Annotated in this window: 21 protein-coding genes and 1 pseudogene; 12 read left to right on the top strand and 10 right to left on the bottom strand. The window is 73.7% G+C overall.

Annotated features, from left to right (window positions below):
• Nucleotides 1–31 precede the first annotated feature (31 nt).
• The 3 genes from PV342_RS09715 to PV342_RS09705 form a co-directional block, all read right to left on the bottom strand.
• Complete coding sequence (locus PV342_RS09715) at nucleotides 32–1,036, bottom strand: NAD(P)H-dependent flavin oxidoreductase (protein WP_500316623.1); 1,005 nt, start codon at nucleotides 1,034–1,036, stop codon at nucleotides 32–34.
• Between the two features lie 196 nt (nucleotides 1,037–1,232).
• A complete protein-coding gene (locus PV342_RS09710) occupies nucleotides 1,233–1,553 on the bottom strand; it encodes a hypothetical protein (protein ID WP_500316621.1) in 321 nt (106 codons plus the stop codon).
• 26 nt (nucleotides 1,554–1,579) lie between these two features.
• Nucleotides 1,580–1,948 carry an alpha/beta fold hydrolase gene (locus PV342_RS09705; RefSeq protein WP_500316619.1) on the bottom strand — a complete coding sequence of 123 codons (369 nt, stop codon included), beginning with the start codon at nucleotides 1,946–1,948 and terminating at the stop codon, nucleotides 1,580–1,582.
• Nucleotides 1,949–2,254: 306 nt separating this feature from the next.
• Between PV342_RS09705 and PV342_RS09700 the strand changes: the two genes are divergently transcribed.
• Nucleotides 2,255–2,983 carry a polysaccharide deacetylase family protein gene (locus tag PV342_RS09700; protein WP_500316712.1) on the top strand — a complete coding sequence of 243 codons (729 nt, stop codon included), beginning with the start codon at nucleotides 2,255–2,257 and terminating at the stop codon, nucleotides 2,981–2,983.
• Nucleotides 2,984–3,066: 83 nt separating this feature from the next.
• On the opposite strand, the gene PV342_RS09695 is transcribed toward PV342_RS09700, so the two are convergent.
• Nucleotides 3,067–3,450, bottom strand: coding sequence for a VOC family protein (locus PV342_RS09695; RefSeq protein WP_392608357.1), 384 nt, complete (start codon nucleotides 3,448–3,450; stop codon nucleotides 3,067–3,069).
• A gap of 109 nt (nucleotides 3,451–3,559) precedes the next feature.
• Here PV342_RS09695 and PV342_RS09690 point away from each other — a divergent pair, with 109 nt between their 5' ends.
• Nucleotides 3,560–4,105 carry an MOSC domain-containing protein gene (locus PV342_RS09690; protein WP_500316617.1) on the top strand — a complete coding sequence of 182 codons (546 nt, stop codon included), beginning with the start codon at nucleotides 3,560–3,562 and terminating at the stop codon, nucleotides 4,103–4,105.
• Here PV342_RS09690 and PV342_RS09685 read toward each other — a convergent pair.
• Together PV342_RS09685 and PV342_RS09680 are read right to left on the bottom strand one after the other, a co-directional pair.
• Complete coding sequence (locus tag PV342_RS09685) at nucleotides 4,102–4,710, bottom strand: TetR/AcrR family transcriptional regulator (protein WP_500316615.1); 609 nt, start codon at nucleotides 4,708–4,710, stop codon at nucleotides 4,102–4,104. The two genes, PV342_RS09690 and PV342_RS09685, sit on opposite strands and share 4 nt — an antisense overlap.
• A gap of 144 nt (nucleotides 4,711–4,854) precedes the next feature.
• The gene (locus tag PV342_RS09680; RefSeq protein ID WP_500316613.1) at nucleotides 4,855–7,959 is read right to left on the bottom strand and encodes a helix-turn-helix transcriptional regulator; all 3,105 of its coding nucleotides are present in this window, start codon (nucleotides 7,957–7,959) and stop codon (nucleotides 4,855–4,857) included.
• A 457-nt stretch (nucleotides 7,960–8,416) separates the two neighbouring features.
• Between PV342_RS09680 and PV342_RS09675 the strand changes: the two genes are divergently transcribed.
• Both PV342_RS09675 and PV342_RS09670 read left to right on the top strand, forming a co-directional pair.
• Nucleotides 8,417–9,076: a hemerythrin domain-containing protein gene (locus PV342_RS09675; RefSeq protein WP_400808265.1), complete on the top strand. Its 660-nt coding sequence runs from the start codon at nucleotides 8,417–8,419 to the stop codon at nucleotides 9,074–9,076.
• 364 nt (nucleotides 9,077–9,440) lie between these two features.
• A complete protein-coding gene (locus PV342_RS09670; protein ID WP_500316611.1) occupies nucleotides 9,441–10,400 on the top strand; it encodes an SDR family oxidoreductase in 960 nt (319 codons plus the stop codon).
• Between the two features lie 423 nt (nucleotides 10,401–10,823).
• Here the strand turns inward: PV342_RS09670 and PV342_RS09665 are convergent, their stop codons facing one another.
• Together PV342_RS09665 and PV342_RS09660 are read right to left on the bottom strand one after the other, a co-directional pair.
• Nucleotides 10,824–11,567, bottom strand: a complete 744-nt coding sequence (locus PV342_RS09665) for a hypothetical protein (protein ID WP_500316609.1) — start codon at nucleotides 11,565–11,567, stop codon at nucleotides 10,824–10,826.
• Between the two features lie 257 nt (nucleotides 11,568–11,824).
• Complete coding sequence (locus PV342_RS09660; protein WP_500316607.1) at nucleotides 11,825–12,931, bottom strand: cation diffusion facilitator family transporter; 1,107 nt, start codon at nucleotides 12,929–12,931, stop codon at nucleotides 11,825–11,827.
• Between the two features lie 73 nt (nucleotides 12,932–13,004).
• On the opposite strand from PV342_RS09660, the gene PV342_RS09655 reads away from it, so the two are divergent.
• The 4 genes and pseudogenes from PV342_RS09655 to PV342_RS09640 all read left to right on the top strand — a co-directional run bounded on the left by PV342_RS09655 (nucleotide 13,005) and on the right by PV342_RS09640 (nucleotide 16,104).
• Complete coding sequence (locus PV342_RS09655; protein WP_500316605.1) at nucleotides 13,005–13,352, top strand: ArsR/SmtB family transcription factor; 348 nt, start codon at nucleotides 13,005–13,007, stop codon at nucleotides 13,350–13,352.
• 38 nt (nucleotides 13,353–13,390) lie between these two features.
• Complete coding sequence (locus tag PV342_RS09650) at nucleotides 13,391–13,765, top strand: hypothetical protein (protein WP_500316603.1); 375 nt, start codon at nucleotides 13,391–13,393, stop codon at nucleotides 13,763–13,765.
• A 106-nt stretch (nucleotides 13,766–13,871) separates the two neighbouring features.
• The gene (locus tag PV342_RS09645; protein WP_500316601.1) at nucleotides 13,872–14,972 is read left to right on the top strand and encodes a PLP-dependent cysteine synthase family protein; all 1,101 of its coding nucleotides are present in this window, start codon (nucleotides 13,872–13,874) and stop codon (nucleotides 14,970–14,972) included.
• Nucleotides 14,973–15,265: 293 nt separating this feature from the next.
• A pseudogene (locus tag PV342_RS09640) lies at nucleotides 15,266–16,104 on the top strand (MIP/aquaporin family protein).
• Nucleotides 16,105–16,154: 50 nt separating this feature from the next.
• On the opposite strand, the gene PV342_RS09635 reads toward PV342_RS09640, so the two are convergent.
• Nucleotides 16,155–16,667, bottom strand: coding sequence for a cupin domain-containing protein (locus PV342_RS09635; RefSeq protein WP_386992172.1), 513 nt, complete (start codon nucleotides 16,665–16,667; stop codon nucleotides 16,155–16,157).
• Between the two features lie 94 nt (nucleotides 16,668–16,761).
• On the opposite strand from PV342_RS09635, the gene PV342_RS09630 reads away from it, so the two are divergent.
• From PV342_RS09630 to PV342_RS09615, 4 genes are all read left to right on the top strand, one after another.
• Nucleotides 16,762–17,127: an alpha/beta fold hydrolase gene (locus tag PV342_RS09630; RefSeq protein WP_500316599.1), complete on the top strand. Its 366-nt coding sequence runs from the start codon at nucleotides 16,762–16,764 to the stop codon at nucleotides 17,125–17,127.
• 540 nt (nucleotides 17,128–17,667) lie between these two features.
• A complete protein-coding gene (locus tag PV342_RS09625) occupies nucleotides 17,668–18,261 on the top strand; it encodes a hypothetical protein (RefSeq protein WP_500316597.1) in 594 nt (197 codons plus the stop codon).
• A 175-nt stretch (nucleotides 18,262–18,436) separates the two neighbouring features.
• Nucleotides 18,437–21,220: an AAA family ATPase gene (locus PV342_RS09620; protein ID WP_500316596.1), complete on the top strand. Its 2,784-nt coding sequence runs from the start codon at nucleotides 18,437–18,439 to the stop codon at nucleotides 21,218–21,220.
• A gap of 210 nt (nucleotides 21,221–21,430) precedes the next feature.
• Complete coding sequence (locus PV342_RS09615) at nucleotides 21,431–22,504, top strand: PP2C family protein-serine/threonine phosphatase (RefSeq protein WP_386992182.1); 1,074 nt, start codon at nucleotides 21,431–21,433, stop codon at nucleotides 22,502–22,504.
• Here the strand turns inward: PV342_RS09615 and PV342_RS09610 are convergent, their stop codons facing one another.
• Nucleotides 22,505–23,509, bottom strand: coding sequence for a helix-turn-helix domain-containing protein (locus tag PV342_RS09610; RefSeq protein ID WP_500316595.1), 1,005 nt, complete (start codon nucleotides 23,507–23,509; stop codon nucleotides 22,505–22,507). It lies immediately after the preceding gene.
• Between the last annotated feature and the right edge of the window lie 54 nt (nucleotides 23,510–23,563).

The following is a 23,563-nucleotide window of genomic DNA, read 5'->3' as shown; positions in this document are numbered from 1 at the left end:
GGTACGGGCGCCCGGTCCGCCGGGAGCGCGGTCAGGCCGGCTCCTTCCCGATGCCGCCGGACGCCTTGCACAGCCGGCGGGCGGCTCCGTCGGCGAGTTCGCGGACGATGTCGAGGGCCGACTCGATCCGGGACACCGTGCCGACCGCCTCGCCCGCGTAGAGGGCCATCGCGTCCAGGTGCCCGGTCGTCGTCCGGATCGGGCAGACCGGGCTGGAGGCGGGGACGGGCACGGGCACGCCGCCCAGCACCGCCTCACCCGCGATGTCGGTGTCCAGGGAACGTGCGCGCTCGACGCAGTCGCTCAGGACGCGGTGCGGCGCGTCCGGCCATCCGGTCGAGAACTGCGTCGTCAGTGTGGTGTCGCCGCAACCCGCCCTGACCAGGGCGTCCTTGTAGTCCGGGTGGGCGTCGGACTCGTGCGTGGCGACGAACCTCGTCCCGATGCGGGCCGCCCCCGCCCCCGCGGCCAGGACCGCGGCGAGGGTGCGCGCGCTGCCGATGCCGCCGGCCGCGACGACGGGTACGTCGACCGCGTCGAGCACCTCGTCGAGGAGCGGCAGCAGCGGCCGTACCCCGCGGACGTGACCGCCGGCCTCCCGGCCCTGGACGACGACGAAGTCGCACCCCGCGTCCGCCGCGGCCCGCGCCTCCTCGACCGAACCGACCTGCCACGCGGCCAGCGCCCCGCCCCGCTTGGCCCGCGTGACGAGGCGGGGGACGGGATCCGCGTAGAAGAACTCGACGACCGGCATCCGCTCCGCGGCGACGTCGACGCACGCCTCGTCCTCGAGCAGCGGAAGGATGAAGTTGACCCCCACCGGGCGGGACGTACGCTGCCGCACCGCGTCGAGCAGCTCACCGAGCACCCGCGCGGGCACCATCGGGTAGCCGACCATGCCGAGGGCCCCCGCGGCGGACACCGCGTCGGCGAGGTCGAGCCCGCTCACCCAGCCCATGCCGGCCAGCTGGATCGGCACGTCGCAGCCGACGAGATCGGTGAACGGGGTGCGCAGGGGGATGGGTACGGTCGCCATGTGCTGATGCAAGCGCCCGCCCTCGCGCCGCCGCCACTGCGACGCGTCGCGCGGGGGGAGCGTCACCCTGACGGCCGACTCCGCCGTGAGGGCCGTCAGACCGCGTCGACCGGGTGGCGCCGTACGAAGTCGAAGACGGTCCACGCGACGAGGCCGGGGTCCTCCAGGGGCATCGCGTGGCTGACGCCCGGCAGCGTCACCTGCTCGGCGCGGGGGAGACGCGCGGGCGGTTCCGGGCCCGGTAGGGACTGCCCAGGCGTTCCGCATCACCGCCCGCCACCAGGAGCACCGGCCGGCGCAGCGCCTCGAGACCCGCGGCGTCGGCGTCCCACGCGGCGAACGCGGCTCGCTCGTGCTCGAAGAAGTACCTGCCGCTGAGGACCGACTTCCGGAAGCCCTCCGTGCCGAGCACGCGCGTCATGACGTCCAGGTAGCCGGGGGAGCACACGCTCCCCGGGAAGTGGCCGTAAGCCCGTGCCAGGTCCCCTTCCGCCGCGGCGGCGACGGCCCGGCGCATGGCGTCGCCCGGCGGTTCGTCGGCGGCTACGGGAGCGCCGGTTCCAGCAGGACCATCGACCTGACGATCCCCGGGTGCGCGGCGGCCAGTTGCAGGGCGAGGGTGCCCCCGGTCGAGTGGCCGACCACGTGGGCCTGCCCGATCCCCTGCGCGCCGAGCACTTCCGCGAGGTGCCGCGTGTGGTCGGTGACGCTCAGCCGGCCGCTCAGATCCCGGCTCCGGCCGTACCCGGCGCGGTGGGTGCGAACGACGCGGAGGCCGGGCAGCAGCCGGGCGAGCGGTGCGAACCAGTCCGCGCCGAAGGAGGCGTGGACGAGCAGCACCGCGTCGCCTTCCCCCTCGTCCCAGAAGGCGATGTCCGCGTCCGATGTGAGGAGGTGGTGTTCCGCCGGCATGAGCATCGCCTCGAATTGGACGGCGTTTTGTCGTTCTTGGCGTAACTCCGGGAGAGGTCGCGCTGTTCCCTGCATGGGCGATTCTCCGGGCGTCGGAGGGTCAAGAGTGTGTGTCCCCCCACATGGAGGCCCCGTGGTGTGCGGCCGGCGTCACGGCGAAGGCCGCGCTAAAGGGCATCTGAACTGGCGCTTCTCCCTCGGGAGGCTGGTCGGCGCCTGGCGATGACAGCGAAAGGTGAATGTTGTGAACAGTAGGATTTTCGGATGAACGTTGTGAAGCGGCGGGTGCGCCGCCTGTGGGTACTCATGGCTCTGATCCTCGCCGCGGCCGCGGGGTTGATCGCCGTGCGGTCGTACGGCGTGGACACGATCGCCCCGCGCGACGTGCGCGGCCGGGCCGCGGCCAAGGGGAACGCGGCACCTGCGGGAGTGGACTGCGAGAGGGCGAAGTGCATCGCGCTCACGTTCGACGGCAACCCCGGTGAGCCGACCGACAGGCTGCTGGATCTCCTGGACCGCTACGACGCGCCGTCGACGTTCTTCCTCGAGGGCAGGCGCATCCACAAACACCCTGATGTGGTGCGGAGGATCGCCGACGAGGGACACGAGATCGGCAACCACACGTGGACGCACCCGCGGCTGACCGACGTCTCCGACACGCAGATCCGCGACGAGCTGCGCCGCACCGCGAGGGCCATCGCTGACATCACCGGCAGGACACCCACGCTGATGCGCCCGCCCCAGGGACGCAGCGACGACCGGGTCTCCCGGATCTCGCGGGAGCTCGGGCTGGCACAGATCCTGTGGACGGTCACCGCCAAGGACTACCTGACGACCGACTCGGCGCTGATCACCAGGCGCGTCCTCGACGGCGCCGACCGCGACGGCATCATCCTGCTCCACCCGCTGCACAAGGGCACCGTGCCCGCCATGCCCGGCATCCTGAAGGAGCTCCGCGCCCAGGGCTACACGTTCGTCACCGTTTCCCAGCTCCTCTCCCCGGCCGCCGCCGAGCCCGGAAAGGCCTACCGGTGACGCCGCCGCCGACTCGCGCCCGTGGAGCGGGCGGATGCCGCGCCGAGCGCTGAGAGCCCGGATCCACGGGTCCGTGGCACGCGTCAGGACGCCGTCGCGGCCCGCTCGGACTCGCCGCGAAGGACGCAGAATTCGTTGCCTTCGGGGTCGGCGAGAACCGCCCAGCCGGTGCCGTCGGGATTCCGGTGGTCCCCGACGAAGGTGGCACCGAGGCCCAGCAGCCGTTCCACTTCCTCATCACGTGTGGTCTCGGGGCGCAGACACAGATGGAGCCGGTTCTTGACCGTCTTGGGCTCGGGCACCTGGTTGAAGTACAGCACCGGCCCCTCCGCCGACATCACCTGGGTCTCCCGGTCGCCCGGCCGGTCCTCGGGATGCAGAGGGCGGCCGGTCGCCGCGCTCCAGAAGCGGGCCAGCCCATAGGCATCCGCACAGTCGATCGCCACGTTCTGCACCACCGAAACCATGGGCGCGAGCATTCCTGACTTCGGCTCCGGACGCCACCGGGTTCAGGACCGGCGGCGTCACTCTCTAGGATCGGCCTGGCACGCGGAACGCGGACGGACGGGGTGGCAGATGGCAGGCCGGGTCACGGCGGTGAGCCGCAACGCGACGTACTCGTTCAGCAAGCCCCACCGCGAGTCCGTCACGCTGCTCGCGGGGCTCGGCGTCGAAGGGGACGTCCACGCCGGCGAGACCATCCGCCACCAGTTCCGGATGACCTACGAGCCCGACCTGCCGAACCTGCGCCAGGTCCATCTGATGCACGAGGAACTCTTCGACGAGCTGGCCCGCAAGGGCTTCGACGTCTCGGCCGGCCAGCTCGGGGAGAACATCACCACCCGCGGCGTGGACCTCCTGGGCCTGCCCACCGGCACCCTGCTGCACCTCGGCGAGGAGGCCGTGGTGGAGGTGACGGGGCTGCGCAACCCGTGCCAGAAGATCAACGACTTTCGCAAGGGTCTGCTCGGCGAGATGTTCACCATGGACCCGGAGTCGGGGGAGTTCACCTTCAAGTCCGGCGTGATGGGCGTGGTGCGGCAGGGCGGGGTCGTCCGCCCCCAGGACCCGGTCGAGGTCGAACTCCCGCCCGCCCCGCACCGACCCCTCGAACGCGTCTAGCGTCGCGGCAGGACGGCGCCGGGCGGCCCGTCCGGCGCCGCACAGCCGACGGCCAGGTCCAGCAGGCCCATGCGCAGCCGGTGCGCGCCGAGTTCGGGCAGCAGGGCGCCGACGTGTTCCGCGGACAGCGCGGCGAGAAGCGCGTGGGCGGTCGTGTGCGGGTCGGGGGCGGTGTCGAGCAGGGACGTCAGGTGGTCGTGCCAGAAGCGGTAGGCGGCGCTGCGGTAACGCGCCCCGGGCGGCGATGTCTCCGAGGTGCGGAGGAGGTCGAGGTGTCCGGCCACGTGGTCGAGATACGCGCCGACGAACGCGGCGAGGCGGGCTCCGGCGGGGGCTCCGGGGCCGAGCGGGGGCGGTCCGTCGACGACGGCCTCCCGCAGTTCGCGCTCGCGGGCGGCCAGGAGTGCGGCGGCCAGTCCCGAACGGTCGCCGAAGCGGCGGTAGACGGTGCCCTTGCCGACGCCCGCCGCGGCGGCGACCCGGTCCATGGAGACGGCGTCCGCACCGTGTTCGGCGAAGAGGAGTGCGGCGGCCTTGAGTATCGCGGCGCGGTTGCGCGCTGCGTCGACCCGCTCCCTGTGCGGCGGGTCGTGGTCGTGCCTCACGTACGGACTCCTGGCCGAAGCATGTCGTTCTGGTGACGTCGTGGGGGTGCCCCCGGAGCACGATGGTGGCAGGGAGCCATCGCCCCGGGCATCGGGAGGATTACCGAATTCCCGGATCCCAGAAGCGCCGTATCCCCGGATCCGTCAGGGGGAGGGCGGGAGCCCGTACCGGTGCGCCATCGCCGCGGCCTCGGTGCGGCTGGAGGCACCGAGCTTGGCGAGGATGTGGGAGACATGGGTGCTCGTCGTCTTCTGCGAGATGTAGAGCTCCTCGGAGATCCGGCGGTTGCTGTACCCCTTCGCGACCAGCCCCAGCACCTCCGATTCCCTCGGGGTGAGTCCGAACGGCGCCGGTTCGCCGACGTCGGCGCCAGCGTCGGCGGTGGCGGCCGAGGCGGCTGCCGCGGCGTTCGCGGGCGGCGGTTCCTGTTCCTGCGCCGGGTCCGTGCCGGCACGGCGCATCGCCGCTTCGACGTCGGCGAGGAGCAGTCCCGCCCCGAGGTCGATGGCGATCCGCCGCGCCCGGTCCAGCCGGTCGAGGGCCGCCGCGCGGCGCTGGTTCCCGGCGAGCAGGGCGCGTCCCTCGCCGTGCAGTGCCGCGGCCGACTCGTAGGGACGGTCGACGGTCGCGAAGGCGGCCACGGCCCGGGACCACGGGGCCGGGTCGTCGTCCCCTTCGGCGCGCCCCAACTCGGCCTGCAGCAGCCGCTCGTACCCCACCCACACGGGGAAGACGGCGTCGAGCCGCCCGGCGGCGCGGCGTATCGCGGCGAGGACCTCGGGCGAGGGCCCGTCGAGGGAGGCGGAACCGCGGGCCTCCGCCTCGACCGCCGCCGCGGTGCGCAGCAGCGGCAGCGACCAGCGGACGGGGCCGGTGGTCAGGCCCGCGGCGTCGGCCCGCAGAAACTCGGCCCGGGCGTCCGCGAGACGGCCCTGGCCTGCCGCGATCTCCATCGTGCAGTGGCTGAGGGCGACGAGCAGCTGGGTGCGGAGCCGCTCGGTGCCGCGCAGTTCGTCGGCGAGCGCCAACTGCCGGGCGGCGCCGTCCGCGTCTCCGCGGTGGAGCAGGTGGTAGGCGCGGCGGGCCGCGAACGTCCAGCGCGGCAGGTGCGACCGGGCCACCGTCTCGGCCTCGTCGAGCGAGGCCTCGGACTCCGCCCAGCGGCCCAGGGAGAAGAGGCTGATCGCCTTGTTGGAGTGCACCCAGGCCTCGTGGTCGCCCAGCCCGAGGGAGCGGCACAGCGCGATGCCGTGGTCGGCCGCCGCGACGGCCTCCTCGGAAAGGCCCATGCCCTCCAGGACCGACGGCAGGTTCTGGTTCGCCCGCCCGGCGATGCCGAGCTCTCCCAGTTCCTCGGCCCGGCGTCTGACCTCGTACAACTCGGAGACCCCGGTGCCGTCGGCGTCGGTCTCGGCGTCCAGCAGGCACCTGGTCATCCGGGCGTGCAGTTCCAGCGCCTCTGCGCCCACGGCGGCCGCGTACCGCACGGCCTGGTCGGCGGCGGCCCGGTTCGCCGGTCCCGGGCGGTGGACGGCGGTCCAGTTGGCGATGTGCACCAGGACGTCGGCGTGTACGGGCGTCGGGGCCAGGCCGGCGGTCAGCTTGCGGGCCGTCTCGAGCTCCTGCCATCCGTCGCCGCGGTTCAGTCCCTGGACCACCCGCGACCGCTGGGTCCAGAACCAGGCGGCGTGGAGCCGGAACGGCCAGTTCTCCGGGGGAAGGGCTTCGAGCGCGGCGTCGGTCAGGGCCAGGGCCCTGTCGAGGTTGCCGCCGTGCAGGGCGGCGACGGTGGCGGTCGCGAGCAGGTCGAGACGGCTCGGCCCGCCGCGGTCCGGCCCGTTCCCGTCCTGACGGGGCTCCGGCGCGGCAAGGTTCCCGCTCGGGTACGTCTGCGGGCAGCGCGGGGCGGGCAGCGCCGCCCGGGCCTCGTCCGGGACCCGGTCCCACAGCTGGAGCGCCCGCTCCAGGTGCCACAACTGCTCGGTGTAGGCGTAGCAGTGACGTGCCTCCTCGGCGGCCGTGACGCTCATGCGCAGGGCCTTCACGGAGTCCTGCGCGGCGTGCCAGTGCCGGGCCAGGCGGCAGGACAGCTCCACGGCGGGCACGAGTGCGGGGTCCGCCTCCAGCGCGTTCGCGTACCGGCGGTTGACCAGCGCGCGTTCGCCCGGCAGCAGGGTCTCGCTGACCGTCTCCCGTACCAGCGAGTGGCGGAACCGGTAGGCCGATCCGTCCGGTTCGGGGACGAGGACCTGGGCCAGCACGGCCTGGCGCAGTCCCTCGATGAGTTCGTCCTCGGGCAGCCCGGCCACCTCCCGCAGCAGCGCGTACCCGGTCGCCACTCCTCCTTCCGCGGCCGTGCGCAGGATGTGCTGGCTGGTCTCCGGCAGCGACTCCAGGCGGGGCAGGAGCACGTCGCGGAGGTCGCGCAGGTCCCGGCGTCCCGTGCCGAGGTGGTCCCGGCCGCCGGCCGCGAGTTCCTCGACGAAGAAGGCGTTGCCGTCGGAGCGGGCATAGACCTCGTCGAGGACGGCCGGGTCCGGCGGCGCGCCGAGGATGCCGGCGAGCTGTCCGCCGACCTCGCCCCGGGTGAACCGGGGGAGTGCGACACGGCGTACGGACCGGAGCCGGCCCAGCTCCGCGAGCAGCGGGCGCAGCGGGTGCCGGCGGTCGATGTCGTCGGACCGGTAGGTCCCCAGGAGCAGCAGCCTGCCGCGCCGCCTGGTGCGGAACAGGTAGCTCAGCAGGTTGCGGGTGGAGGCGTCGGCCCAGTGCAGGTCCTCGACGACGAGCACGACCAGCCGGTCCGCGGCCAGGTGCTCCAGGACGCGGGTGGTCAGCTCGAAGAGCCGCGTCACGTCGTCGTCGCGCTGGTCGGCGTACGCCGCGCCCTCCGGGCCGGGGAGGATCCGGGCCAGGAGGTCCTCGTGGCCCGCGCTCGCCGCCCGCACCTCGTCGGGCAGCCGCTGCCACAGGACGCGCAGGGCCTCCGAGAACGGCGCGAAGGGCAAGCCGTCGCCGCCGAGTTCGACGCAGCCGCCGACGGCCGCGACGGCCGCCCTCGTCTCCAGGGACCGCAGCAGCTCCCCGACCAGCCGCGTCTTGCCGACCCCGGCCTCGCCCCGGACGAGGACGGCCTGCGGGTCCCCGTCGTCCGCTGCCTCGGCTGCCCGCAGCAGCTCGGCGAGCTCGGCCTGCCGGCCCACGAAGACGGGGCTGACGCGTGGACCTGCCGGGGTGGGGGCGCTCATCTGAGGGGACCTGTGGGGACCTCTGGGGGGTGACCACCGGGTGCCGGGGGCTGCGCCCCCTTCGTCGTGGTCATGCGGACAATTCTCGCCGAAGGGTAACAACCTGTGGATCCTGTCCCACCCGCGGGGAGGGGGGCGACCCCCGTGGGGAGCCCCCCGACCGGCTCGGCCACGGGGCGCTGCGTTCGCGAGCGGGGGTTCCCGCGAAGCGGCGGCTCCGACGGACGGCCGGGGCGGAGCGCCTCCGATGCTGGCGGAAGGGGGCCGTCGCGGCCATCGGGAGAAGTCTTGATCGCCTTGTGCGCCGGCGGGGGCGGTGCGGTGCGGGTTCCGCGGCAAGATCGGTAATTCTCCCGATGCCCTCGTGCCGGTGCCGCCGGGAGCATGCGTAGCGCTCTTCCGCGATCTCCAGACACCAATCGAGGCTTCAGCAGTGGTACGGACAGTCAGCGAACCCATGGCCGACGTGCGCGACATGTTTATGGCGCACACGATGATGCGCCGGGAGTTCCGCCTTCTCCCGCAACTCGTCCGGGAGGTGGAGGCGGGCGACGTCGGGCGCGCCGGGGTCGTGGCGGACCACGCCGACAAGGTGTGCCTGCTGCTGCACCTCCACCACGAGGGCGAGGACGAGGTGCTGTGGCCGCGCCTGCTGGAGCGCGGCGGTGAGCGGACCGCGGCCATCGTCCCGACGATGGAGGAGCAGCACCACGGCATCGACGCCGCCCTCGACGAGGTGACCGGCCTCCTCGCGGGGTGGCGCACCACCGCCCGGGAGGGCGAGGCCCTCGCCGCGGCACTGGAGGTGCTGCTCGAGCGGGTCCTGGAGCACATGGCGCTCGAGGAGAAGGAGATCCTGCCCCTGGCCGAGGAGTTCGTCACCGCGGCCGAGTGGGCCGGAATGGGCGAGCACGGCATGGAGAAGACCCCGAAGAAGGACCTCCCGCTGGCCCTGGGCATGATGATGTACGAGGGCGACCCCGCGACGATCAAGGCCGTCCTGTCGCACGCCCCCCTGGTGCCCCGTCTGATCATGCCGCTGCTGGCTCCGCGTCTGTACGCCGCGCACGCCAGGCGGGTGTACGGGACGCCGACCCCGCCCCGCGTCGGCGCCTGAGCGACCCGCTCCCCGTCCGGTAACGCGTACGCGGTACGCCCCGCCGGGCCCGTTTTCGGCACGGGCCCGGAGGGGTTCCCGGCGGCACTCCCTTGTGGCGGCCGCGGTCCGCCTCAGGCCGACGCGGAGCGCGTGCTCGCTCCACACACGGCCGCGGCGGTCCACGTCGCGGCGCACCGCCGTCTGTCCGGCCCGCAGAATGCTCATCGCCCTCTCCTGTCGTGTGCGCGAGTGGCACGTATCCAGGCCACCGTTCGAGTGGCGGCTCCGCACCCGTCCGACGCGCCATGCGGCCCCGGGCCGGGATCTCGGCTTCACTCGGTGGTGCCCACGCACTTTCGTACCCGGACCGAACGGGGTGCCAGTGAGGACGACCGGTATCAGCCCACGCGGCGGCGCAGCCCCGGAGAACCCGCTGCAGGGACGCGTGGCCGTCGTGACCGGCGCCGCCAGGGGTGTGGGCGAGGCACTCGCCCGTCACCTGTCGGCCCTCGGCACGCGGGTGGCGCTCCTGGGCCGGGAGGAGGCGACCCTGCGTGAGGCGGCCGCCTCGTTGCCCAGCCCGAACATCTTCGTCGAGGCGGACGTCACCGACCGTGCCGCACTCGACGCCGCCGCCCGGCGGGTGGACGCCGAACTCGGGCCCGCGAGCGTGGTGGTGGCCAACGCGGGGATCGCCGCGGGCGGGCCCTTCGCCCGGACCGACGCCGCCCTCTGGCAACGGGTCATCGACGTCAACCTGGTGGGTGCGGCGAACACGGCCAGGGCCTTCCTCCCCCAGTTGAGCCGCACCCGCGGCTACTTCCTGCAGATTGCCTCGACCGCGGCCTTCTCCGCCGCCCCGCTGATGAGCGCCTACTGCGCCTCCAAGGCCGGCGCCGAGTCGTTCGCCCAGGCGCTGCGCGGCGAGGTCGAGGCCGACGGCGTGACCGTCGGCATCGCCTACCTCCACTGGACCGGCACGGACATGATCACGGACCTCGACGACCACCCCGTGCTGCGTGCCCTGCGGCGGAGCCAGCCGTCCTTCGCCCGCCGCGTCCACCCGCCGGCAGAGGTCGCCGACCTGCTCGCCACCGGCATCGCCCGGCGCGCCCACCATGTGTACGCCCCGCCCTGGCTGCGCTGGTGCCAGCCGCTGCGGCCGCTGTTCCCCCCGGTGGTCTCCTGGATGGCCCGACGTGAACTGCTCGCCTCGGCGGACTCGGAACTGGGCTCCGCCACCGGCGTCATGGGGGCCGGCGGCCGCGCCGACTGGGACGCCTTCACGTCGCCCGGCGGGTCGGAGCGGCCGAACCGGCCACCGAACGGCCACGCCGGCTGACCCGCTCGGCCGGCCCGCGCAACTGCGCCGGGTGGGCGCGGAGTTGCTCGTCCCGACGCGCGACGAGGAGGCCGTCACACCGGCAGGCGCCGAGGGCACGTTCTGTGTCGCCGTCCACACTCGATCTGGGCGGCGGACGCGCGCCGCTACGCCGGTGCTCCGGATGACGCGGAGCCTCACTACCGGCAGGCGCTCCGCCTTCCGAAGCCCGTGCTTCGGACCTGCTCTCCTTCTGCTTCCAGCACCTGGGCCAGCAACCGCGTGGACCATGGACGGACAGCCGAGGCCCGCACCCAGCCGGAGGAAGCACCGTGTCAGCGGCGCGCCGAAGGAGATCCCTCCCTCGCCGCCACCCGGAGCGCGCTGCGGCCGGTCGGCCAAGCCGACGCCACGCAGGCGGCGGGCCCGGCACCGCTCGCCCCGTCAGCGGGGAGGGCGCCGGCCGGTGAGCCGCTGCCACCGGTCGCGGGCGGCTTCGAGGCCCACGAGTGCCTCGGCGAGCGCGGGGTCGCGGCGGGCGGTCATCAGGCCCAGGTGCCTGCGGGCTTCCTGGGCGGGGCCGGTGTCCGCGCGGGCCGCCTTGAGGGCGTCCTCCGCCTTCTTGACCGACGTGGCGAGCCCGATGAGGTACGTGCTTTCCGTGGCGACCGCGTTCTCTATGCGCACGCCGAAGCCGCGAACGGTGTCCTCGCCGTGCTCGCCGGGCGGATAGGACTGCAAGTGGACCCCGTCCGGCCGCCTGAGGTAGATGTGGTTGCCGATCGTGCTGTGCTCGAACCGAACCTGCAGTCCGTCCAGGGGCAGGACCTTCTTCTTCGGCCCGGATATCACCATCACGTGTTCGTGCAGGGACACTTTGCCGAGCGCCGCGACGAAGGCACCCTTGCCCGGCCGGCGCAGCCGCGCGAGGTGCCGCTCGGCGTCGCCGACACGGCGCCGGTGCGCGCGGTCGGCCCGGGCGACCCGCGCCCGTGCCCCGGCCAGTTCGCGCCGCGCCCTGCGCCGCAGCTTCCGGACGGCCCGCCTGGCGCGGTCCAGGGCGTCCCTGTCGGTGTCATGACGGCCGGAGAGCGCGAATCTCCAGCCGCCGGGGTATCGGTGGAGCCGCCGCGCCACTCCAGCGAGCACGAGGATCACGACGGTCAGGGTCATCCCCGCTATGCCCACGTGCCCACCTCACCCAGTGACAGCCGCCGAGGTGCTCAGGCGCACGGGGCGGTGGAACGAGTCGAAGGTGCCGAATCTGGTGCATATCGGAAGATATGCCCAGTCAAGTCTCGGTGGATGCGCGCACACTACCGGCATTTCCGGACCTCCCCGACGTGCCCGGTCCGCGGGCTGACGTGGCGTCGGGCTGCACCAACGCCGCTCCGAGGGCGGCCCTGCCCGTCGATGCGCCGGAGGTGGGAGCGGTGGGCCGGGCCTCACGCCGCGTGGTGGGCCAGTCCGGCGTGCGGGTCGGCCATGCCCGGTGCGGGCGCGGGGTCGGCGTGGACCAGGGCGGCGGTCAGCCGGGGTACCGCGTGGAGGAGGGCGTGTTCGGCCGCGACGGCGACGTGGTGGGCCTGACGCACGGTGAGGTCGCCGTCGACGACCACGGCCACCTCGGCGCGCAGCCGGTGCCCGATCCAGCGCAGGCGCAGCTCCGCCACCTCGCGCACCCCTGGCACGTCGAGCAGGGCGCGCTCGGCACCGTCGACCAGCGCCGGGTCGACCGCGTCCATGACGCGCCGGAAGACCTCGCGCGCGGCGTCGCGGAGGACCAGCAGGATGGCCGCCGTGATGGCGAGACCGACGACCGGGTCCGCCAGGCGCCAGCCCATCGCCGCGCCCGCGGCGCCGAGCAGCACGGCCAGCGAGGTGAAGCCGTCGGTGCGGGCGTGGAGGCCGTCCGCGACCAGCGCGGCCGAGCCGATCTTCCGTCCGACGCGCATGCGGTAGCGGGCCACCCACTCGTTGCCGACGCAGCCGATCACCGCCGCGGCGGCCACCGCGGGCAGGTAGGCGACGTCCCGTGGGTGCAGGAGCCGGTCCACGGCGGTCCAGGCGGCGAAGCCGGCCGACGCGGTGATGGTGAGGACGATGACGATCCCGGCGAGGTCCTCGGCCCGGCCGTAGCCGTAGGTGAAGCGCCGCGTGGCGGCCCGCCGCCCGAGGGCGAAGGCGACGCCGAGCGGCAGCGCGGTCAGGGCGTCGGCCGCGTTGTGCACGGTGTCGCCGAGGAGGGCGACCGAGCCGGACAGGACGACGACCACGGCCTGGGCGATCGCGGTGACGCCGAGGACGGCGAGCGAGATCCACAGGGCCCGCATGCCCTCGGCGGAGGACTCCAGGGCCCGGTCCACCTTGTCGGCGGACTCGTGCGAGTGCGGGCGCAGAAGGTGTCCCAGCCGGTGGCGCAGACCTGCCGTGCCCCGACGGCCCTCGTGGCCGTGCGCATGCCCGTGCTCCGGTCCGCGGCCGTGGTCGCGGCCGTGGTCGTGCTGCGGGTGGGGGTGCGGATGTGGATGCGTGTGCCGGCCGCCGTTCATGGGTCCGCCTTCCGGGGGTCTCGGGTGGACACGGGCTGAGTCCTCCCCTCATTATGTGCATATGAACGCACGCATGCACCTGTCAGCTGCGCATCGTGCGCATCCGCGAGAACCGGGCACCGAGCACTACGTCCGCGGGGCGGAGATCCTGAGCCTGCTCGCGGACCGCACGCGCCTCGCCGTCCTGCACACGCTGACCGAGGGGGAGGCGGACGTCTCCACGCTGACCGCGCGGGTCGGCGCCGCGCGTCCCGCCGTCAGCCAGCACCTGGCGAAACTGCGGATCGCGGGTCTGGTCTCGTCCCGCAAGGAGGGCCGACGGGTCGTCTACGAACTCTCCGACGGCCATCTGCGCAGGCTGGTCGACGAGGTGCTCAACCTCGCCGATCACCACCTGGGCGGCAAACCACCGCACGCCTGAGACCGTTCGGGGATGCTTCATGGCGTAATGTGCGCCCTGTGCGAGGCCGCCACCGCGGAACGTGCCCGACGTTCCTCGTCGCGCTGCTGGCCGCATTCTGCTTCACCGTGGCCGGCTCGCCCGCGCACGCCCACGACGGGCTCCACGCGCACGTCCATCCGGCGAACGCGGAGGAGCGGCCCCACCCCGTCGCTCCGCACCACCCCGGCGAGGACTGCTCCCCGGACACCTCCGAACTGCCGGGGTCGCGCACCGGACCGCGTGAGCACGGACCCGGCCCCACACAGACCGGAGCCGCCGAAACGGCGCCCGGACAGGTGCCCGCCTCGCACAACACACCCGGGAGCGCCCCGGCCCCCGACGCGCGCATAGCGACCGCGGATCCCTCCGTCCTCTGCCTCTGGCGCATCTAGAAGACGCCCCCAGGACCGGCTGACGGTCCCTCGCCCCCGCCCGTGAGCGCACGGGAGGCGGGTGAGCCGTGCACGGCACTCTTCCCGATACCAGAAGGCGGACACCATGAACGAGCCCACCACCGGCCGCGACCTCGCCGCCGCGGTCGGCAACACGCCCCTGCTGTGGATCTCCCACCCCCTCACCACGCCCGGACGCGGCTTCTGGGCGAAACTCGAAGGCGCCAACCCCGGCGGCATCGAGGACCGCTCCGCCGTCCACATGGTCGGCCGGGCCCGCGAGCGCGGCGACCTCCTCCCCGGCGGGACCGTCATCGCGTCCACCAGCGGCGCCTTCGGGCTCGGACTGGTGCTCGCCGGACGGGTCTTCGGCCACCCCGTCACGCTGGTGACCGACCCGGACCTGGAGCCGGACATGAAGCGCCTGCTGCGCTCACGCGGTGCCCGCCTCGACATCGTCCGCGACGCCCACCCCTTCCGGGGATGGCAGGAGGCCTGCCGCAGGCGCGTCGGCGAACTGCTCGCTGCAGAGCCGGGGTCGTGGTGCGCCGACCCCTACGACAACCCCGACAACGCCGACGCCTACGCACCCCTGGCCAGGGAGCTGACCGAGCAACTGGGCCGGGTCGACGTCCTGGTCACCAGCGTCGGCACCGGGGGCCACTCGGCGGGCGTCAGCCGCACCCTGCGCGCCCTCAACCCCGACCTGCACGTCATCGGGGTGGACACCGTCGGCTCCCTCACCTTCGGCCAGCCCGTCAGGCCCCGCCTCGTACGGGGCATCGGCAGCAGCATCCACTCCCGCAACGTGGCGTACGAGCAGTTCACGGAGGTGCACTGGGTCACGCCGGCTGAAGCGGTCCACACGTGCCGTGCCCTGGCGCGCTCCCACTACGCGTCCGGGGGCTGGAGCGTCGGTGCCGTCGCCCTCGTAGCGGGTTGGGCCGCCCGCACCTACCCCTCCGGGGCACGCGTCGTGGCGGTCTTCCCCGACGGCCCGCACCGCTACCTGTCCACGGTCTACGACGACGAGTACTGCCGGGACCGCGGGCTGCTCGGCGCCGCCCCGGCCGCGGAGCCCGCGGAGATCGCCTCGCCCCACGACGGCGAGGCCACCCGCTGGACCCGCTGCCGCACGGTGACGAACCCGGTGGCGTCCCTCATCGCCCCGCCGGCGCACCCCGCGGAGGCGCCCGAGGCCGTGTGAGGCGGCACGGGCGGTCGTGTCCGCCGGGCGTCCGGCCCGGCGGACACGACCGCCCCGCTCCACGCGACCCGCCGCGCTTCGCCGGAGTACCGCTCCGCCCTTCGCACACGGCGAGAAGACCGACGCCCGCACCCTGCCCAAGCCCGAGGAGATCACGCCGAGCACCGGTGAGAACGACGGCGGGCACCCTGACGCGGGCGTGGGGGAGCGCGCCGGCAGTCGGGAGGACCGGAGCACCTACCACTCCGTCACACTGAGCATCGGCTCCCTCCTTCGGATGCGGCGTGGCCGCCATGGCGGTCGCGGCGCTGCCGGGATCGGGCCGCACCTCGGGTGTCACCACGAGCTTCGTCGGCGCCGGCGACTGGGTCATGCCCGTGCTCGGCTGGGCGCTGGCGGTGACCTTCGGGATCTACGTGGCCGGCGGCGTCAGCGGCGCGCACCTCAACCGGCGGTCACGCTCGCCTTCGCGGTGCGCCGCCGGTTCCCGTGGGTCAAGGTCGTCCCGTACGTGTTCGCGCAGCTGGTGGGCGCGTTCGCCGGGGCCGTGCTGGTGTACGCGGTGTACCACGACGCGATCAGCGCCCTGGACCAGGCGATGAAGGGGCCGAAGACGGACGGGCACACGCTCGCCACCTTCTCGATCTTGGGCACCGTCCCGGCCTCGTACTTCCACGGGAGCCTGTGGGGCCCGCTGGTGGACCAGATCGTCGGCGCGGCGTTCATGCTGATCTTCATCATGGCCGTCATCGACCTGCGCAACCCCGCCGTGCGGGTCTACCTGGGCCCGGTGGTGATCGGACTGGCGGTCGCCGCGATCGGACTGTCCTACGGCGCGAACGCCGGGTACGCCATCAACCCCGCCCGCGACTTCGGTCCGCGGCTGTTCGCCTGGGCCATGGGCTGGGGCGAACTCGCCCTGCCGGGCTCCCAACCGGGCGCCTTCGGCGACTACTTCTGGGTCCCCATCGTGGGCCCGCTCATCGGCGGCGTGATCGGGGTCCTGGTCTACGACCTCTTCATCGGCGACGTCCTGCACATCCGTACGCGCATGGCCAAGGTCCCGGAGGTCGGCTGCACGCGGCCGGTGACGACCACACCGGATGCGAGCGCCCTCGCGCGGCGCGGATGACGCCGGCGTCCCGCCCCGGGAGGCGGGGGCCGGCGGCGGCGTGCGCGGGGCTACGGAAGCATGATCGTTCTGGACTTCCGGATGACCTGCTCGGCTCGGGCGCCCATGTCCTCGTCGAGGGGAGGCGGTGCCTCGCCGGGGCGGGCGGGTGTGCTGTGGTCGAGCATCAGCTGCTCGAGGCCGGGCGGTGTGTAGATGAAGAGCAGACGTGCGGCGTGGATGCGCTTGTTCTTGAAGCCGTGCCGGATTCCCTTGGGCACGTGGATGAAGTCGCCGGCCACGGCGGTGAACTCGTGGTCGCCGTCCACGAACTCCAGCTCGCCGTCGAGGACGTAGAACGTCTCGTCCTCCTGCGTGTGCGCATGGGGGACCGGGCCGCCGCCGGCCGGAACGGTGGCCTCGACGAAGCCGATGTTCCCGTTGGTCTGCGCGCCCGTCGCCTTGATCGTGTAGACGTCGTCCGCGGCCCATACGGTGGGCCCCTGGCCGGAGGGCACATAAAGCGCGCCGCGCCGGTTCCGGATCGGGTCGTCGGGATCGGTCCCGGTCAGCAGAAAACTCATCGTGTCTCCGTGGCGGTAGCTGGACGGCCGGCCTTGTCGCCCGAGCCTAGCAAAGTACTTGACGAGTCAAAAAAAAGTCGCGGCGGCGGGGTTGGTGACGCCGCTCGCCCTGCCCCGGTATCCGGAGGTATGCGCAGGTATACGTGGTGCTGCCGGCTCCCGACCGAACGCACCGACCCTGCTCCTCGTGCACGGGGCGTGGCACGGCTCCTGGTGCGGGGACCGGGTGCGGTCCCTGCTCGCCGCCGACGGCCGGGCGACGCGCGTGGCCGACCTCCCCAGCGCCGCGCGGGAGACCGCCGGAGTCCGGGAGGACGCGTGCGAGGTGCTGCGGGGCCTGGAGGGGGTCGAGGGTCCGGTGGTCGTGGTCGCGCACTCCTACGCCAGGTCCTCGCGGAGGCGGCCGGGATCGCGCACGTCGTCTGTCCGGCCGCCTACCGGCTGGAGGCCGGGCCGGTGAGACCGTTCTGGGCTGTCACCCGGCCGCCGTCGTCCCGGAGCCGCGGGGGTTCCGGCCGGTCACGGACGACCCGGTCGCCACGTTCTGCGGTGACGTACCGCGGGGGGCGGCCGAGGCGGCGGTCGCGCGGCTGGGCCGCAGAGCACGAAGTCGTTCGTCCAGCCCCTGGCCGGTGCGGGCCGGCGCGCGGTCCCGTCCACGTATGTCGTGTGCGAGCGGGACCGCGCCCTGCGGCCTGCCCTCCAGGAGGACATGGCCGTTCGCACCGCCGGGCCGGTCCGGCTACCCAGTCACCACTCGCCGTTCCCGTCCATGCCCGGGGTCTGCGCCTCGCTCTTCGCGCGGATCGCCAGCGAGGCGAGCGCCTGAGCGGGGTATCGCGGCACCACCTCCAGGTGAAGGCTTCCACCGAGGCACCCTCAGCGGCCGCCCGGGCGATGGGCCCAGGCGCCCGCGGGGGGTGGATGGCCGGGGTCGGAAGGCGTGATTCCGTGGTATCCAGGCCTGGGTCGGGGCGATCGACTGGCGGAGGAGAGAGCCGTGAGGGTACGGGGCGGGGCATTGCTGGCCGTGGTGGTTCTCGCCACCGCGACACTCGGCTCGACGGGCTGCACCCTCACCATCGGCAAGACCTCGGGTGCGCCGGCGGACGGCGGAGTGGTCACCGCGACCGCTTCCGCCGCGTCACCGTCGCCCACGCCACCCTCCGCGTCCGCGTCGGGGTCCGCCGCGCCCTCCCCGTCGCTCGCCCCGACGTCCTCGCCGAGCCGTGGCGCGACACCGGTCCCCGTTCGCGGACCGGGTCAGAAGCTGGTGGTCATGACCATCAGCGGCGGCTTCGCGGGCGTCCACCAGGAAGTGACGCTACGCGGTGACGCCACCGTCCTCACCAGGGGCAGGGGCGGACCCGTGGTGCACCGCGCCGGCGCCGCCCGGTTCAGGGAACTGCGCATCCTGCTGGGCGACCCGGCGCTGGAGGACGTACCGGACTTCACGATGAACATGTCGGCGCACGACATGTTCCAGTACACCCTGCAATTCAACGGCCGCACGATCATGACGGACCGCTCCAGCGAACTGCCCGCACTCGAACGGCTCATCAACGCGCTGAGCCGCTGGCTGCCGAAGAGCTGACCCGGACCGCACCGCCGCGAACGGCGGAGACCCGGAACGCGTACGCCAGGAATACGGAAGGTGAATTCCGCCCCTGTCCTGAGGCACAACTCACCACTTCCCGCCCGGGCGGGCCGTCGGTGCCATGTGAGAATGCTTGGGTCCAGGCCCAGAAACAGAGAGCCATGAAGATCCGATGCAATCCTCGGTGTACACGGCCGACGTCGGCGCCGGCATGCCCCAGGGGCTGGTTGGTCGCGCGGGCGACGTGGAGCGCATCGAGGGGCTGCTCGGCTCGGTCGATTCCGGCGGCGCGGTGCTGCTCACCGGCGAGCCCGGGGTGGGCAGGACGGCGCTGCTCGGCCACCTCGCCCTGAGGGCGACGGCAGCCGGGGCCAGGGTGCTGCGGGCCGCGGGCACGGAGTCCGAGAGCGGCGTGGAGTACGCGGCGCTCAACCAGCTTCTCTTCCCGCTGTGGGAGGAGGATCCGCAGGCGGTGGACGGGGCCCACAGCGCGGCCCTGCGGGTGGCCCTGGGCTTCGGCGAGGGAGCGCCGCCCGAGCGGTTCCTCGTCTCGAACGCGGCTCTGGTGCTGCTCCGCCAGGCGGCCGCCGCCACGCCGATCCTGCTGGTCGTCGACGACCTCCAGGCCGTGGACCCGGCCAGCGCGGCCGTGCTGGGCTTCGTGGCCCGCCGGCTCGCGGGCAGCCGTGTCCGGTTCCTCGCCGCCCGCCGGGGACGCCGAGGCCGCGCCGAGACCGCGGTACGCGCCGAGTACGAGGTCCTGCCGCTGGACGAGGGCGCGTCGCGGCTGCTGGCGAGCGCGTCCCATCCGGACCTCGCGGCTCCCGTCGTGGAGTGCGTCGTCGCCGCCGCGCGGGGCAATCCGCTGGCCCTGGTCGAACTGCCGGCAGCCCTGACCGGGCCTCAGCGCGCCGGGCTGGAGCGCCGGCCGGCCGCGCTGCCGCTCACCCGGCGGCTGCGCGAGGTCTTCGGCTCGTGCGTGGCGGGACTGCCCGAGGCGACACGCCGTCTGCTGCTGGTGCCCGCGCTGGAGGGGACGGGGGACCTGGCCGTCCTGCAGTGCGCCGCCCAACGGCTCGGCGCCGGGGCCGATCTGACGGAGCTGGAGGCCGCCGAGCGCGACGGCCTCGTACGGATCGAGGAGTTCGACCACCGTCTGAGCTTCCGGCACCCGCTGTACCGTGCCGCGGTCGTCGAGGCGTCCACCTCCGCGGAGCGCCGCCGCGTGCACCGCGAACTCGCCGAGGTGCTGCACGACCGTCCCGACCAGCGTGCGTGGCACCTGGGGGAGGCGTGCGTCGAACAGGACGAGGACGTCGCGGCGTTGCTGGAGGGCACCGCCCACCGGGTCCTGCGGCGCGGCGACGCCACGGCCGCGATCCGGGCGCTGACCAAGGCCGCGCACCTGAGCCCCGGCGCGGCCGACCGGGGCCGCCGGCTGGCCGCGGCCGCCTACATACGTGCGGACGCCTCCGGTGAACTGACCATGGCCTCCCGCCTCCTGGACGACGCCCGGCGCTTTGGCTCCGACGACCGCGCGTCCCTCTACTCGGCCGCGGTCGCCGTCCACCGGCTGCTCGACGGCGAGGGCGACATCGACACCGCCCATCAGGTACTCCTCGGCGCGATCGAGAACGGCGACCATCCCTACGGGGCCTGCGACCCGGCGCTCGAGGAGGCTCTGTACCTGCTGTTGCTGCTGTGCTGCCTCGGCGGCCGGGCGGAGTTGTGGGAACCCCTCCACAAGATCCTGGAGCGGCTCGGGCCCGACGCTCCGCGCCTGCTGGCGGTGAACGTCGCCACCCAGGGCGACCCCGCGCGCACCGCCCTGCCGGCGATGGGCGACCTGGAGGAGCTCATCGCGGGCCTGCCGCAGGAGACCGCCCCGTCGAGGATCACGCGGATCGGTACCGCCGGCATCGCCGCCGACCGGCTCACCGGAGTGCGCGACGCCGTCTCGCGCGTCCCGTCCCAGGGGCGCAGGCAGATCGTCACCCTCCCGCTGCTGTGCACGGACGCGTTCCTCTCGGGCCGGTGGGACGACACGACCGAACTGGCCGACGAAGGGCTGCGCCTGTGCAAGGAGCACGCCTTCGAGGCCGTCTCCTGGTACTTCCTGTACTACAAGGCCGTTGTCGCGGCGGCGCGCGGCGAGGCCGGCGTCGCCGAGGAGACGGCCGACGCGATGGGCGTGTGGGGGACCTCCCGCGGCGCGCACCATCTGGTGACCCTGGCGGAGCACATCCGGGTGCTCGTCGCGCAGGCGGAGGGCGACTTCGAACGCGCCTACCGGCACGCGGCCGCCATCAGCCCGCCCGGCGAGCTGGCCCCCTACACCCCCGTGGCTCTGCTGGTGGTCGGGGACGTGGTGGAGGCGGCCGTGCGCACCCAGCGGCCGGCGGAGGCCGCGGCGCACGTGGCCGCCGCCCGGCACGCCGGGATCGCCGCGCTCTCCCCCCGCCGGGCCATGCTCGTCGACGCGTCCCGCGCGATGGCCGCCGAAGCGGACGAGGAGGCGATCGGGCTGTTCGAGCGGGCCCTGGCGCACCCCGGCGTCCAGCAGTGGCCCTTCGACCTGGCCCGCGTGACCCTCGCCTACGGCGAACGGCTGCGCAAGGCGCGATCGACCACCGACGCCAGGGCGTCGCTGAGCGCGGCACTGGCGACCTTCGAGCAACTCGGCGCGCGCCCATGGGCGGACCGGGCGAGGCGGACCCTGCAGGCGACCGGCTGGATGGTCAAGCGCGCCGACGGACCCGAGTCGGTCAGCCTCACCCCGCAGGAACTCGAGATCGCCCATCTCGCCGCCTCCGGCCTGACCAACAAGCAGATCGCCGAGCGGCTCTACCTCTCCCCCCGCACCGTGGGCGGGCATCTGGGCCGGGTCTTCCCCAAGCTCCGCATCACCTCCAGGGCGGCGCTCCGCGACGCCCTGACGGGCCTTGCCAGGCGTTGACCGCGGTGGGTGCGGTCCGCCCCGACTCCGGTACGCGGCCACTGCACGGGCGGGCAAGACGCCGTGCACAACGGGGCAAGGTGCCCGGTGCGAAGGCATTCTACGGTCGAGGTGTCCCACCACGAATGGGGCGCCATTGCGCGGGTCCGGGACCGCTCGAGGATCCGTCGGATCCCGGCCCCGCGCACAGACCTTGAGGAAGTGACGCCGATGCCGGACATCGGACAGTTCGAGGAGGAACCGGACGACGGACAGCCGTTGCGGCACCTGGCGGTCGCGGGTGGTGCGCTGTGGGTCCTCGCCGTGTGTGCGGTCTGCGTGATCCTGCCGCTGTACATTCATCCGAGCCTCGCGTGCGGGATCGCGTCGCTGGTCACCGCGGGGGTGGTGGCGGTGGTGATGGGCCGTGTCCAAGACCGGTACCGCCACGGCGCGGCGCGCGCGCTCGTCGTGGCGGACACCGTACGGCGGACCCTGCTGCGGCCGCTCCCCGAGCGCGTCGGCGCGCTGGGGCTCGCCTCCGTCTACCGGGCCTGCGGAGGACGGGGACAGGTCGGCGGGGACCTCTACGCCGTCGCGCGGAAGGGCCGGACGACCCGCCTCATCATCGGTGACGTGTGCGGCAAGGGGCTGCCCACCTTCGAGGACGTGGCAGCCGTGCTCGGAGCGTTCCGCGAATGGGCGCCGCGCGCCGCGACCCTGGCGGAGTTGTCGGCGCGCCTGGAGGAGAGCTTCCTGCGCCACCTGGGCGAGAGCGACGACCCGGCCCGCGACACCGACGAACGCTTCGTGACCGCGCTGCTGTTGGAGGTGCGGGACGGCGAACGGCTCGCCCGCATGGTCAACCACGGCCATCCGCCGCCGGTACAGGCCCGGCGGGGGAGCGTCGCCCTGGTGGCGGGCTGCCCGTCGCCCCCGCTGGGACTGCACGCACTGCGGGAGTGCGGCGCCGTCGAGCAACGCTTCGATCTGGACCCGGGTGACACGCTGCTGCTCTACACCGACGGGCTCGTCGAGGCCCGTGACGCCGCCGGGCACTGCTACCCGCTGCTGGACCGCGCGACGGCGTGGCGGTGGGTGCGGCAGGGTGGCCCGGCCGACTGCGAACGCCTGCCGGACGCGCTCGGGGAGATCCTCCGGGACCTCGTCGACCACGCCGGCGCGCTGCCGAAGGACGATCTCGCGATGGTCGCGCTGACCCGGATGGAGGAGCCGGCCGCCGCGCTGCCCCGGCCCGCCGGTGAGGCCCGTTGCGAGGACACGGGGCAACTGCGACAGGACTGATCAGCTGTCAGGTTGCCCGGGGAGGGGGCCGGTGGCCTGCAGGGGTGCAGCCTGCAGGACGCCGGCCTGCCGCCACTGCGCGGGGGAGAGGCCGTAGACCGCGCGGAAGGTGCGGCTGAAGTGGGCGTGGCTGGCGAAGCCCCACCGGTGCGCGATCGCCGCCACCGTCTGCCCGACGAGCTCCGGCCGGACGAGGTCCCTGCGGCAGGCCTCCAGCCTGAGGCGCTGGATCCAGCGGCCGACGGTCATCGGCTCGTTTTGGAAGAGCTGGTACAGGTAGCGGAGGGAGATGTGGTGCACGGCCGCGACCGACGCCGGGGAGAGCGCGGGATCGTCCAGGTGGGCGCGGATGTATCCGCGGACGCGCTGCAGCAGGGCCCGCTCCACCGCGGCCTGCTCCCCGTCGGCCCCCTCCAGGGCGACCAGCGCGGTCAGCACGTCGACGATGCCCTGGCGCAGGAACCTCCGCGAGTCCTGTGCGCAGACGCAGTGCTCCGTCGTCGCCACGAGCCCGTCGACGTATGAGGCGAGGATGCCGCCGATCCCGTGACCGGGTGAGTAGGTCCGCCCGGTGGCCAGGCTCAGGAGCGAGTCCGGCAGGTCGAGCATCTGGCGGGGGACCGTGGCCACGTGCTGCCGCACCGGGTCGGTGAAGTCCAGGACGTAGGGCCTTCGGCTGTCGAGGATCACGAGTTCACCGGCGGTCACCAGCGTCTCCCGGCCGTCCTGGACCGTGACACTGTCACCCGTGCGCTGCAGGCTCACGATGAGCGAGCCGTCGCGGTCGGCGGCGATGAGCGGCGCGGTACGCGCCATCCGCTGCGGGCTCGCCTCCAGGTATCCGGCCTGGACGCCGGCCATGTACGTCCGGCGTATCTCCCCGTGGAGCTCCGCCGTCCCCTGCGCGTGGATCTCCAGCCGGGTGAACGCCCTGCGGACGGCGTCCCTCCAGTACTCGGCCCGCTCGGCAGGCGGTTGCATGTCGGTGCAGAATGCTTCGATCACGATGTCCTCGCGAACTGTGCGGAGTTGCCCGGTTCCCCGGGGTCCGGCGGAGCT

The organism is Streptomyces sp. PA03-3a (assembly GCF_033792735.1).
Classification (GTDB): Bacteria; Actinomycetota; Actinomycetes; order Streptomycetales; family Streptomycetaceae; genus Actinacidiphila.
Note: the sequence above shows the minus strand (reverse complement) of the source record. Positions and strands in the feature narration are given on the sequence as shown.